Raw genomic sequence first — 11,966 nt, forward strand, 5'->3', positions numbered from 1 at the left:
TGATAGGCTCTAATCATAGAAAAAGAGGGGCGCAAGGCCCCTCATTGTGTTTTTCCAGTTTCACTCGGCTGGGTGAAGGCCTCGCCGTCAATCTGCTTTCGGATCCAGATTGCCGCTTTTGTACTCGGTTGCCATTTCGGCAAGGGTCGCAATCCGTGTGATCTTGTTTGCCTGTCCGGCGGTGTTGAACGCTTCAAAGCGATCAACACAGAGTTTTTGCATGGCTTCTCGAGCCGGCTTGAGATACTTGCGCGGATCGAATTCACCCGGATTTTCCGACAGGACCCTTCGAATCTGACCCGTCATGGCCATGCGGTTGTCGGTGTCGATGTTGATCTTGCGGACGCCGTTCTTGATGCCGCGCTGGATTTCTTCAACAGGAACGCCCCAAGTTTGCGGCATCTCGCCGCCATATTGGTTGATAATGTCCTGAAGGTCTTGTGGAACGGAAGACGAGCCGTGCATCACCAGATGGGTGTCTGGGAGACGACGGTGAATTTCCTCGATCACGTGCATCGCCAAGATGTCGCCATCCGGCTTGCGCGTGAATTTGTAGGCGCCGTGGCTGGTACCCATGGCAATCGCAAGGGCGTCGACCTTGGTGGCCTGAACGAATTTTACTGCCTCGTCGGGATTGGTCAGAAGTTGCTCTTCGCTGAGTTTGCCTTCAGCGCCATGCCCATCTTCCTTGTCGCCCATGCCGGTCTCCAACGAGCCAAGAACGCCAAGTTCGCCTTCCACGGAGATGCCGCCGAGGTGAGCCATGTCCGTAACGGTTTTTGTCACATCGACATTGTAGTCCCAATCCGCCGGGGTCTTGCCGTCCGCTTCAAGTGATCCGTCCATCATCACTGACGTAAAGCCAGCCTGAATGGCGGTCATGCAGGTGCCGGGCTCATTGCCGTGGTCCAGATGAACACAGACCGGAATATGCGGGTAGATTTCGGCAACAGCGTCCATCATGTGCTTGAGCATGATGTCATGCGCATAGGCGCGTGCGCCACGTGAGGCTTGGATGATGACTGGCGAATCGGTTTGGTCCGCCGCTGCCATGATGGCGAGTGCCTGTTCCATATTGTTGATGTTGAATGCTGGCACACCATAATCTTGCTCTGCAGCGTGATCGAGCAATTGGCGAAGCGTAATCCGAGCCATCAAAGTCTCCCGTTTGGCACACTCCGAAGAAGCACAAAATTTGCCCCAAGGGTGCTGTTGGCGTGTCGATTGAGTGTTTCTACCAAACCATCGGAGATTGGGAAGATGGGAGGCAACGACCTAAATCAATTAAATTGGAAAGCGGGCAAAGAAATTTACATTGAGTTGTTGTGTGACAGGTTTCTCAGACAAAAAACGCGCCCAACGAGAAAGCGGGCGCGTTGCCAAAGTCACAAGGATTATGCGTTCTAAGTCGCGTCAGTTCGACAGGCTTGCGGGGGAAAACAGAACGCTAAATTGTTCGCACCAGATGACGACAGACTTGTATTTGGTGAGGTCGGTATCGGCCGGAATTGAATAGCTCTGGTTGCCGATGTTGCCCTTCAGTGGGCCAAGAGACAGCCATTCATTGTCCAAAACATCCGTTGCAGATGTCGGATCTTTGTGAGTGGACAGCCAAACCTTCAGATCCGGACCATTCGTCACGTTGAAGTTTGAGAGTTGAAGTTCTGGCCCGGTTTCCAGCTGCACGAGAGCTGCCTGACCTGCCCCCTTGTGGGCAAAGTCTGCATCCTTGAAAGAGCCACTTGCGAGGATTTGAGAAGTGCTTGCTGTCACGAGGGTCTCCGACACTGTGCGATCAATCCAAAGCGGTGAGGCAAGATACCAGAAAGCGGCACCAAACACTGCACCTGCCAAAAAACATGGGACTGCAATCAGAAGAAATCTTTTCATAGTTGACCTGCCTATTCTTCCGTAGGGGTATTTTGCGATGCTTATCCTTCGATTTTCCTCCAAATGCAACCAAATGCTTGAAATAAAAGAAAAAGGGCCCGTGTGTTGTGGGCCCCTTATAGTCTGATCGGAAGAATTTTGGTCTTAGCTCTCCAAGGCTTTCACACCCGGCAACTCCTTGCCTTCCAGCCACTCCAGAAAAGCTCCGCCTGCGGTTGAGACATAGGAAAAGCTATCCGCGGCATCTGCATGGTTCAGAGCTGCAACGGTATCTCCACCACCTGCAACAGAGTTGAGCTTCCCCGCCTTTGTGCGGTTGGCCGCGTGCTGTGCTGCTGCAACTGTGGCTGTGTCAAATGGCTCGATCTCAAAGGCGCCCAGCGGCCCGTTCCAGACTAATGTGGAAGCTCCATCGATCTTGGTACGAACATTGTTGACCGAGTCGACGCCAACATCGAGGATCATGGCATCTTCAGGGATGGCATCCAGTGAAACGGTCTCGTTTTCAGCACCGGCCTTGAACTCACGAGCAACAACCGCATCTGTTGGCAGAACAATCTCGCACCCGGCTTTTTCTGCCGCTGTCATGATTGTATTGGCAGTTCCTGCAAGGTCATGTTCGCAGAGGGATTTACCCACATTTATGCCTTTAGCTGCGAGGAATGTGTTGGCCATTCCGCCGCCGATCACCAGCATATCGACCTTTGAAACCAGATTCTCCAGAAGGTCGATCTTGGACGATACTTTGGCACCGCCGACAACAGCCAGAACTGGTCGTTTTGGTTCACCCAAAGCAGACCCTAGAGCTTCCAGTTCTGCCTGCATGGTCCGGCCAGCATAGGCTGGCAGCAACTTGGCTATGCCTTCCGTTGATCCGTGAGCGCGGTGTGCGGCTGAAAAGGCGTCATTGACATAGATGTCGCCGTTTTGGGCCAGCGCCTTGGCAAAATCAGGATCATTCTTCTCTTCGTCCGAGTGATAGCGGGTATTTTCAAGAAGAAGAACGCCGCCATTTTCGAGGGCGGCAACCGCATCTGCTGCGGCAGCGCCAATACAGTCATCTGCGAAGCTGACCGGCTTGGCGAGCAGCTCGGCAACCGCCGGTGCAACCGGGGCGAGCGACATCTCCGCAACCCGCTCCCCCTTTGGACGTCCAAAATGGGCAAGCAGAACGACTTTTGCGCCCTTGTCGGACAATTCGCGCAGGGTCGGCAACACCCGTTCAATTCGGGTCGTGTCAGTCACCTTTGTACCGTCCATCGGAACGTTCAGGTCAACGCGAACAAGTACGCGTTTTCCGGTGATGTCAGAAAGGTCATCAAGGGTCTTGAAGGTCATCTTATAAACTCAACAGGTTGGGTCAGGGCCGTGACGAGTTGGTGGTGATGGCAATGCCAATGCCAAACAGGGTGAGCAGCACGCCGAAGGAGCGTTCAATCCAGAGCTTGGCACCCATGAAGCCTTGCTGAACGCTAGGCAAGGTAAAGAACACGGTGACGAGTACAAACCACAGGAAGACGCCGGATGCCATGATGCCGCCGTAACCGATTTTGGTCCAAAGAGGCGTAGTGGGCGAGGTGACCTGCAAAAAGACACTCATGGCAAACATTGTGGCTTTCGGATTGGTCACATTCGTGAAGAAACCCCAGCGCAGGGCTTTCATTGGGCTCATGCCGGTGGCTGCGTCACTCTTGGGCGCATTGGTAGATGCGGAGCGAAACATGGTGAAGCCGAGAAAGATCAGGTACGCGGCACCGATGAGTTTCAGGGCGTTGAACAGGAAAATGGACTGGGAGACGATCAGTCCGATCCCGGCGAGGGCGTATGAGACATGAACGCCAAGGGCCAAGGCAATTCCGAGAGCTGTCATGATGCCGGCCATTCGGCCTCCCACAAGGGCATTTCGAAGGACAACGGCAAAGTCTGGTCCGGGAACAATGGCGACAACCACAGTTAAGGAGATAACGGTCAGAAGCTCAATCATCGAATACTCGTTTTGGGCAATAAAAAGGGCGACCTTGCTGCAGCAAGCCCGCCCCTGATTTGTCATGTTCAGTGGTTCGGCACTGACATCAGATGAGCTTTGCCATAGCAACCGCAGTGTCTGACATTCGGTTGGAGAAACCCCATTCGTTGTCATACCAGGTCAGGATGCGGACAAAGGTTCCATCCATGACTTTGGTCTGATCCATGTGGAAGACCGAAGAATGCGAATCGTGATTGAAGTCCGTCGAGACGAGAGGCTCAGTTGTATAGCCAAGAACGCTCTTCAGCTTGCCGTCGGCAGCCTCTTTGATTGCCGCGTTGATCTCTTCAACAGAGGTTTCACGCTTGGCGATGAAGTTGAGATCCACCACCGATACGTTGGGCGTCGGGACGCGGATGGCAACACCGTCTAGTTTGCCGTTCAGCTCTGGCAACACCAACCCGACCGCTTTAGCCGCTCCGGTCGATGTCGGGATCATGGACATGGCCGCGGCACGAGCCCGGTAAAGGTCCTTGTGCATGGTGTCCAGTGTCGGTTGATCACCGGTGTAGGAGTGAATGGTGGTCATAAAGCCTTTTTCGATGCCGACAGTCTCATTGAGAACATAGGCGACCGGAGACAGGCAATTGGTGGTGCAAGAAGCATTTGAAACGATTAGATCGTCTTTGGTAAGCGCATCGTGGTTGACGCCATAGACGATGGTTTTGTCAGCGCCTGAAGCTGGTGCGGAGACAAGAACGCGTTTGGAGCCATTTTCCAGATGGAAAGCTGCCTTGTCGCGGGCGGTGAAAATGCCAGTGCATTCCATGGCGACGTCAACACCAAGTTCACCCCAAGGCAGTTCCTTCGGATCGCGAAGGGCTGTTACCTTGATAGGTTCACCGCCACCAACCGAGATTGTATCGCCATCAACAACCACATCAGACGGGAAGCGTCCGTGGACCGAATCGTAACGAAGAAGGTGCGCATTGGTTTCAACCGGACCCAAGTCATTGATAGCAACGACTTCAATGTCAGTGCGGCCGGATTCGATAATTGCACGTAGGACATTACGTCCAATGCGGCCAAATCCGTTAATTGCAACTTTGGTGACCATTCTCAACTCCCGCAATGGAGCGAGGCGGGCCCCGCTCATTCTGAAAAACTGACGTGTACCGGAATAGGCGGACACGCCAGAAGTCTCAAGATAATTTACGTTGTTGAACGCGCTTAGCCGAGTTTTGCCTTGGCCAGCTCTACAACAGCGTCGGTTGTGATTCCGAAATGTTTGTAGAGTTCCTTGTAAGGGCCGGATGCACCAAAGCCGTTCATACCAACAAATGCGCCGTCGGCGCCGATGAAGCGGTCCCAACCCATGCGAACACCGGCTTCAACCGCAATTTTGACCGGGCTGTTACCGAGGACTGCTTCCTTGTAGTCGTCGCTCTGCTCTTCAAAGAGTTCAAAGCATGGAACGGAAACAACGCGAGTTGCGATACCAGCCTCTGCCAATTGTGTGCTTGCTTCTACGGCGAGTTCAACCTCAGAGCCCGATGCAAACAGGGTGACTTGCGCATCCTCTTCGCTATCGACAAGAACGTAGGCACCGCGAGCACACAAATTCTTTTCTTCAAACTCAGTGCGCTGGGCGATTAGGTTCTGGCGGGTGAGAGCGAGAATGGATGGCGCTGTCTTGTTTTCAAGCGCCAGCTGCCAGCATTCCAATGTCTCTGTGATGTCTGCCGGACGGAAGAAATAGGTGTTCGGCATCGCCCTCAGAGCCGCGTAGTGCTCAACCGGCTGGTGAGTTGGACCATCTTCGCCGAGGCCGATGGAATCATGTGTCATCACGTGAATGACGCGCTGATTCATCAGAGCTGCCAAGCGAATTGACGGACGGCAATAGTCAGAGAAGATGAGGAAACCGCCGGAATAAGGCAGAACGCCACCGTGCAGCGCCATGCCATTCATGGCTGCTGCCATGCCGTGCTCTCGGATACCCCAGTGGATATAACGCCCGGAGAAGTCATCCGGTGTGATGGCGGCTGTTTGTGACGTTTTTGTATTGTTGGAGCCTGTCAGATCGGCGGAACCGCCGATTGTTTCAGGCACAACACCGTTGATGACTTCCAGAACAGCTTGAGAGGCTTTCCGGGTCGCCATGGTTGGTTTTTCTTCGGCCAACTTCTTCTTGTAGTCCCGCAGAGCTTCCGTCAACTCTGCAGGCAGATCGCCACGTTGGCGGCGTTCAAATTCCGCTCGGACTTCTCCGTCTTTTTCTGCAAAGCGCTTTTCCCAATCTTTGTGAGCATGGGCAGAGCGAAGGCCTGCAATCCGCCAAGCGTCCAGAATGTCATTCGGGATTTCGAATGGCTCGTGGCTCCAGTTCAGTGCTTCGCGAGTGGACGCGATTTCGTCTGCACCGAGCGGAGCACCATGAACACCGGATGTGCCGGATTTATTTGGTGCGCCAAAGCCGATTGTAGTCTTGGCGGCAACAAGCGTCGGGGCGTTGCTGGCCTGGGCTTGGCGAATGGCTGCTGCAATTGCATCGGGGTCGTGGCCATCAACGCTAATCGTGTTCCAGCCTGAGGCCTTGAAACGTTCAATCTGGTTGGTTGAATCTGTGATGTCGACACGCCCGTCAATCGAGATGCCATTGTCGTCCCAGATTACGATCAGCTTGTTCAGCTTCAAGTGCCCGGCGAGCGAAATGGCTTCCTGACTGATGCCTTCCATCAAACAGCCGTCACCAGCCAGCACGTAAGTGAAGTGATTGACCAGATCCTGTCCATACTCGGATTCCATCAGGCGTTCGGCAATTGCCATGCCAACAGCATTGCCAAGCCCTTGGCCAAGGGGACCGGTTGTCGTTTCGATGCCGGCACCGTGCCCGAATTCCGGGTGACCGGCTGTCAAAGCGCCGATCTGGCGAAAATTCTTAATTTGGTCCAGCGTGAAATCTTCGTATCCGAGAAGATACAGAAGGCTGTAAAGCAGCATGGAGCCGTGGCCAGCCGACAGAACGAAGCGATCACGGTCAGCCCAGTTCGGGGCTGTCGGATCAAACTTCAGGAACTGGGTGAAAAGAACGGTCGCAATATCAGCTGCGCCCATTGGCAGGCCCGGGTGACCGGATTTGGCTTGCTCCACTGCATCAATGGCAAGAAAGCGGATTGCATTTGCCATGCGCTGGTGTTTTTCAAGATCGGTCATCATTTTCCCATCGGTTGTGGCTATCAGCCGCGTCGTTTCATCTGTGTACGCCCGGGAGGTTCAAACGGGACCTCGTGCTGTGGGAGAGGGCGTGCGCCCGAAAAGGCGCCCGACAAATATCAGGAACGCTGCTTGAGTCAACAAATCTAGGCACGGATAGCTTCATTGAGAATGGATGAAAATTACGGTGTCCTGATGGTGGTGGAATTTCTTGTCTTTAAGTTGTGGTGGTTTGGTGTCGGTGTTGCAGGTGCCGTCATGTGTGAAATGACACTGCGGCAGACCAAAAAATAGGCAATTGCAGGTGCCAAAGATTACTTCGCAGGCTTAATGCTATCATAGGTGGCGAAGACCTGAGGATTTTGACGATGTGGCATTGACGTAGGTTTTGTTACGAGCCTAGAGTCTTGACTTTACGGGATGTGTTGCTTTGGTCAGTTTTTGCAAAAGTTTGGCCGAAAAACTTCGCAAATCGGAGGAGTTTGTGGCAATCATGGCGTAAGAAGGGGGAGACAGGCTGCTAGAGGTTTTTGGATGGTAGCGCACGCAGTAAAAGAACGACGTGAGGAAGTGTCTTTGAGTTTGGCGGAGAGTGAACAGGCGGAACCGGTTACACTGGATGGTGCCATCCAGCGGCTGGAACGCGCGCTGGGAACTCTGGAAAGCGTGGTGCAGCATCGCGTGGAAGTTGATAAGTCGCTGAGCAGGTTGAAAGAAGATATTCAACGGCTTAACGAAGACCGATCCCAAATGGCAGCAACACTGGATCAGGCAGAAGCTCGTGCAGCGCGTCTGGAAGATGCAAACCGGGATGTGTCCCGGCGTCTGGTCTCCGCAATGGAATCGATCCGCTTTGTTCTGGAAGAACGCGGAGGTTAAACGCGAATGGCGCAAATCACCGTCACGATAAATGGCAAGGCCTTTCGGATGGCCTGCGACGACGGGGAAGAGGACCGCTTGATGGGACTTGGCAACCGTTTTGACGGTTGGATTGCAGAACTCAGAGATGCGTTTGGCGAAATTGGCGATTTGCGACTGACAGTGATGGCGGGGATTATGGCAACTGATCAACTGGCTGAATTGGAACGCAAAAACGCTGAGCTTGAAATTGAGTTGAAACGGCTGAAAGAAGCGCAGTCACAGGCAAGCGTTTCCAAAACACGCCATGAAACAGAAGTTGCGGAAGTGATTGATCGAACCGCAGCACGTCTGGAAGTGCTTTCCGAACACCTGAGCAAGACACTCAAACCCCAATAACAAATTAGGGTCCTGACCCTTAGCGCTCCCTGCGGTTGGGTTGGAAATACACATCGCGACAACCGGCAGGGGCTGGTTTTCCTGCTCTTCACTCTCTATATCCAGGTCCTGTGGCTGCGTGACCCGTCAGGAATCTTATCCCCGGGGCCTTACGCATTCCTTAGGGAGCTGTCCCTGCTCTGGGCCGTGGTCCGTTGCATACGGCGCCCACCTACATTGTAGGTTCTCCGGGATTGCACATTCCAACGATCACGCGGCTACACTTGATCTTGTTCCCGGAGCTCTGAGTTTCGGGCGTTACCGGAGGCCTCTATGGCTGAAATCGAACCGGACCGGGCAGTGCAGAAAGCGGCGCTGCGCAAAGACGCGCTCGGACGTCGGCGGGCAATTCCGGAGACAGAGCGTATCGAAAAAGCCCTTAAGCTCGCCGAGTTTGCAGATGACATCGAGATGCCAGCTGGTGCGGTAATCGCCGGATACTGGCCGATCCGGGACGAATTGGACCCTCGGCCCTTGCTCTCTGTTCTCAGAAAACGCGGTCACGGGCTATGCCTTCCTGTGGTGGCAAAGCCTAACCTTATTTTCCGCGAGTTTGGCACGGAAACTGAATTTGAAGACGCCGGATTCGGCACCATGGCTCCCGGCCCGACTGCTCCGGAAGTTCGCCCCGATGTCCTCCTGATGCCTTTGTCGGCTTTTGACAGCGCTGGAAATCGGGTGGGATATGGCAAGGGACACTATGATACGGCAATTGCTGCTCTTGAAAAAAATGGTCCGGTGATTTGTATTGGCCTTGCTTTTGATGTTCAGGAGGTTGGCGAGGTTCCCGCAGAACTTCACGATAAGCCCCTGAACGGGATTTTGACGGAAAGCGGATTTCGCCGCTTTGCCATGCGAGGTTAAATGAAACTCCTGTTTCTTGGTGATCTGGTCGGTCGTTCAGGCCGAACCGCGGCCATTGATCGCCTTCCCGGACTTGTTGAGGACTATCAACTCGATTTTGTTGTTGTGAATGGCGAGAATGCCGCGTCTGGTTTCGGGATCACCGAGGCAATATTGCAGGATGTTCTTGATGCCGGTGCAGATGTTGTCACCACCGGTAATCATGTGTGGGATCAACGTGATACGCTGGTTTATATCGAGCGGCAGGACCGTTTGCTGCGACCAGTGAACTTTCCCAAAGGAACACCGGGCCGCGGGGCGCACCTCTTTACAGCCCGCAATGGCGCACAGGTCATGGTCGCCAACGTCATGGGCCGTGTTTATATGGATCCGCTTGACGATCCTTTTGCGGCGATTGAGCGTGTGGTTGATGATTGCCCTCTCGGGCAAGTGGCGGATGCGATCATTGTCGACATTCATGCTGAGGCGACCAGCGAAAAACAGGCGATGGGCCACTTTTTGGATGGCCGGGTCAGCTTGGTTGTTGGAACCCATACGCATGTTCCGACCGCCGATCACCAGATCCTTTCCGGCGGAACGGCCTACCTGTCTGACGCGGGCATGTGCGGTGACTATGACAGCGTGCTCGGCATGGAAAAGGACGAGCCGGTCAATCGCTTTCAACGCAAGATTTCCGGTGGCCGGTTTACGCCTGCGCTCGGTGACGCGACCGTTTGCGGTGTGGCCGTTGAAACCGATGATCGGACAGGGCTGGCCGTGGCCGTTTCTCCGTTAAGGATCGGCGGACGGTTGGAGCCGGTTCTGCTTGCCTTTTGGGCGGATAAGTGATCCGCAGGGCATGTACCGGGCGGAATGCTGGATTTTCTTCGGCAGTTTGCCTATAAGCGTCCCACAATTTGAAGATCAAGAACGCATCAAGCAGAAAACCCGAGACATTCCATGGCAGGACATTCAAAATTCAAAAACATCATGCACCGCAAGGGCCGTCAGGACGCAGTCCGGTCCAAGATGTTTTCCAAGCTGTCCAAGGAAATCACAGTAGCGGCAAAAATGGGCGATCCGGACCCGGATAGTAACCCGCGCCTGCGCCTGGCGGTTCAAAACGCCAAAGCTCAGTCCATGCCGAAGGACAACATTCAGCGGGCAATCAACAAGTCCCAGTCTGGCGACGCGGAAAACTATGAAGAGATCCGTTATGAGGGTTATGGCCCCGCCGGTGTTGCAATCGTGGTTGAGGCGCTGACCGACAACCGCAATCGGTCTGCTTCCAACATCCGATCCTACTTCACAAAATGTGGTGGGTCTTTGGGTGAGACTGGCTCGGTTTCCTTCATGTTCGACCGCGTTGGCGAGATCACCTACAAGCCCGAAGCGGGTGAGGCAGATGCTGTTCTGGAAGCTGCCATTGAGGCCGGTGCTGAAGATGTTTTGTCAGACGATAGTGGCCACACTGTCTATACAGCATTTGAAGACCTGAACGAGGTGGGCAAGGCACTAGAAGAGGCTTTGGGCGAAGCAGATTCAACCAAGATCATCTGGAAGCCGCAGAATCTGACGCCGGTTGATGGAGACAAGGCTCAGACCCTGATGAAACTGATCGACATGCTTGAAGAAGATGACGACGTGCAAAACGTCTTCTCCAACTTTGATGTTGACGAAGAAACCATGGCATCACTGGCGTCCTGAGTGACACCCAAATCGATGATTTTCCGACCCCGGCCTGACACAAGCGGCCGGGGTTTTTTGTGCCTCGGGATTGAGACAGATGAAACTTGAAGACATTTACCGATTGACTGACCTCGACAAGAAAACACTGCAGGAACGCGCGCTGAAACTGGGGGAGGAAAGCGGTGAGCTAGCGCAGGCTGTGCTGTCGGCGACCGGGGCTCCTGGAAGTGCCTACAAGAAGCTCGGTCTTGGCGATGTCAGGGAAGAGGCAGCAGATGCCGCCATCGTTGCTTTGAGCTTGTTCTCGCAAACTTGCGACAGTGAAGAGCAGTTTCGCGAAGAGCTGCAGCGCCTCTTCAGTCAGACGGTGACCAAGTGGGAAGAGGTCCTGTCCCGCTCGTAATCTTCTTGCGACTTAGCGCAGGTAAGGATCCAGCAGCGGTATGCTTGTGATCGCAGAAAGGCCGATCAAGATATAGGCGATCCTCTTGTAGAGCCTTGGATCTGAGGCGCTAAAGCCCTTGGCTCCGACCAATAGACCCGCCGCATAGCAAGGAATTGTGATCACAAGAAGCAGAAGCAGGCTGGTCACGATAGCGAAAATGATCCAGCGTAAGAGCAGTGGGTCGGTGCTTGCCAGAAGATAGGCTCCGGCATGCACAAACAGAACCGAGCCAAGCACCGCTGGTAGAACGGTTCGCCAATCGCAAATTCGCACCGCATTTTTTAAAAGCGGGAGTGCAACCAAGCCATCGATAACGAGAAAGCTCGCGGCTGCAATCGGCGGGGAAACAACGCTTGTTGCAAGTGGGATAAAAAACATTCCGGCTCCAAAACCGGCAAACCCGCGAATGCAGCCTGCAATGAAGACGACGGCTGCCAAAAACGAAAGAAGCTGAATGGAATAGGTGCTGAAAACATCAAACATTGAACCGATAGGCGCTCCAAAGCTGGGGAGAGCGGGAATACTTTTTGGTAATCACCGGTTCTTGTGGCGTCAATGCCGAAGTTTTGTTACCGCTTTGTTCTATGATGCATCCGATTCGTATACTCGGGGTTGACCCGG

Annotated in this window: 14 protein-coding genes and 1 other RNA gene; 8 read left to right on the forward strand and 7 right to left on the reverse strand. The window is 53.9% G+C overall.

The window, feature by feature from the left end:
* Nucleotides 1–87: 87 nt before the first annotated feature.
* The 6 genes from fba to tkt all read right to left on the reverse strand — a co-directional run bounded on the left by fba (nt 88) and on the right by tkt (nt 7,072).
* Nucleotides 88–1,155: a class II fructose-bisphosphate aldolase gene (gene fba, locus TRICHSKD4_RS14020; protein WP_009759611.1), complete on the reverse strand. Its 1,068-nt coding sequence runs from the start codon at nt 1,153–1,155 to the stop codon at nt 88–90.
* A gap of 258 nt (nt 1,156–1,413) precedes the next feature.
* Nucleotides 1,414–1,890: a DM13 domain-containing protein gene (locus tag TRICHSKD4_RS14025; RefSeq protein ID WP_009759612.1), complete on the reverse strand. Its 477-nt coding sequence runs from the start codon at nt 1,888–1,890 to the stop codon at nt 1,414–1,416.
* Nucleotides 1,891–2,034: 144 nt separating this feature from the next.
* Nucleotides 2,035–3,228, reverse strand: coding sequence for a phosphoglycerate kinase (gene pgk / locus TRICHSKD4_RS14030; protein WP_009759613.1), 1,194 nt, complete (start codon nt 3,226–3,228; stop codon nt 2,035–2,037).
* Between the two features lie 22 nt (nt 3,229–3,250).
* Entirely contained in the window at nt 3,251–3,940 is a 690-nt protein-coding gene (locus TRICHSKD4_RS14035) for a LysE family translocator (RefSeq protein WP_009759614.1), read from the reverse strand.
* 22 nt (nt 3,941–3,962) lie between these two features.
* Nucleotides 3,963–4,973: a type I glyceraldehyde-3-phosphate dehydrogenase gene (gene gap, locus TRICHSKD4_RS14040; protein WP_009759615.1), complete on the reverse strand. Its 1,011-nt coding sequence runs from the start codon at nt 4,971–4,973 to the stop codon at nt 3,963–3,965.
* A 113-nt stretch (nt 4,974–5,086) separates the two neighbouring features.
* Entirely contained in the window at nt 5,087–7,072 is a 1,986-nt protein-coding gene (tkt, locus tag TRICHSKD4_RS14045) for a transketolase (RefSeq protein ID WP_009759616.1), read from the reverse strand.
* A 171-nt stretch (nt 7,073–7,243) separates the two neighbouring features.
* Here tkt and TRICHSKD4_RS32030 point away from each other — a divergent pair, with 171 nt between their 5' ends.
* From TRICHSKD4_RS32030 to TRICHSKD4_RS14075, 8 genes are all read left to right on the forward strand, one after another.
* The gene (locus TRICHSKD4_RS32030; RefSeq protein WP_009759617.1) at nt 7,244–7,366 is read left to right on the forward strand and encodes a hypothetical protein; all 123 of its coding nucleotides are present in this window, start codon (nt 7,244–7,246) and stop codon (nt 7,364–7,366) included.
* Nucleotides 7,367–7,606: 240 nt separating this feature from the next.
* Entirely contained in the window at nt 7,607–7,951 is a 345-nt protein-coding gene (locus TRICHSKD4_RS14050) for a DUF4164 domain-containing protein (RefSeq protein WP_009759619.1), read from the forward strand.
* Nucleotides 7,952–7,957: 6 nt separating this feature from the next.
* Nucleotides 7,958–8,329: a cell division protein ZapA gene (locus tag TRICHSKD4_RS14055; RefSeq protein ID WP_009759620.1), complete on the forward strand. Its 372-nt coding sequence runs from the start codon at nt 7,958–7,960 to the stop codon at nt 8,327–8,329.
* A gap of 108 nt (nt 8,330–8,437) precedes the next feature.
* Nucleotides 8,438–8,593, forward strand: a non-coding RNA gene (gene ssrS, locus TRICHSKD4_RS29385) — 6S RNA.
* A 48-nt stretch (nt 8,594–8,641) separates the two neighbouring features.
* On the forward strand, nt 8,642–9,232 hold the full coding sequence (locus TRICHSKD4_RS14060) for a 5-formyltetrahydrofolate cyclo-ligase (protein ID WP_009759621.1): 591 nt from the start codon (nt 8,642–8,644) through the stop codon (nt 9,230–9,232).
* On the forward strand, nt 9,233–10,060 hold the full coding sequence (locus tag TRICHSKD4_RS14065; protein ID WP_009759622.1) for a TIGR00282 family metallophosphoesterase: 828 nt from the start codon (nt 9,233–9,235) through the stop codon (nt 10,058–10,060).
* 111 nt (nt 10,061–10,171) lie between these two features.
* Nucleotides 10,172–10,918, forward strand: coding sequence for a YebC/PmpR family DNA-binding transcriptional regulator (locus TRICHSKD4_RS14070; protein ID WP_009759623.1), 747 nt, complete (start codon nt 10,172–10,174; stop codon nt 10,916–10,918).
* Nucleotides 10,919–10,997: 79 nt separating this feature from the next.
* Nucleotides 10,998–11,303, forward strand: a complete 306-nt coding sequence (locus TRICHSKD4_RS14075; RefSeq protein WP_009759624.1) for a MazG-like family protein — start codon at nt 10,998–11,000, stop codon at nt 11,301–11,303.
* 12 nt (nt 11,304–11,315) lie between these two features.
* Here the strand turns inward: TRICHSKD4_RS14075 and TRICHSKD4_RS14080 are convergent, their stop codons facing one another.
* Nucleotides 11,316–11,828, reverse strand: a complete 513-nt coding sequence (locus TRICHSKD4_RS14080; RefSeq protein ID WP_009759625.1) for a sulfite exporter TauE/SafE family protein — start codon at nt 11,826–11,828, stop codon at nt 11,316–11,318.
* Between the last annotated feature and the right edge of the window lie 138 nt (nt 11,829–11,966).

The organism is Roseibium sp. TrichSKD4, from assembly GCF_000148725.1.
Classification (GTDB): domain Bacteria; phylum Pseudomonadota; class Alphaproteobacteria; order Rhizobiales; family Stappiaceae; genus Roseibium.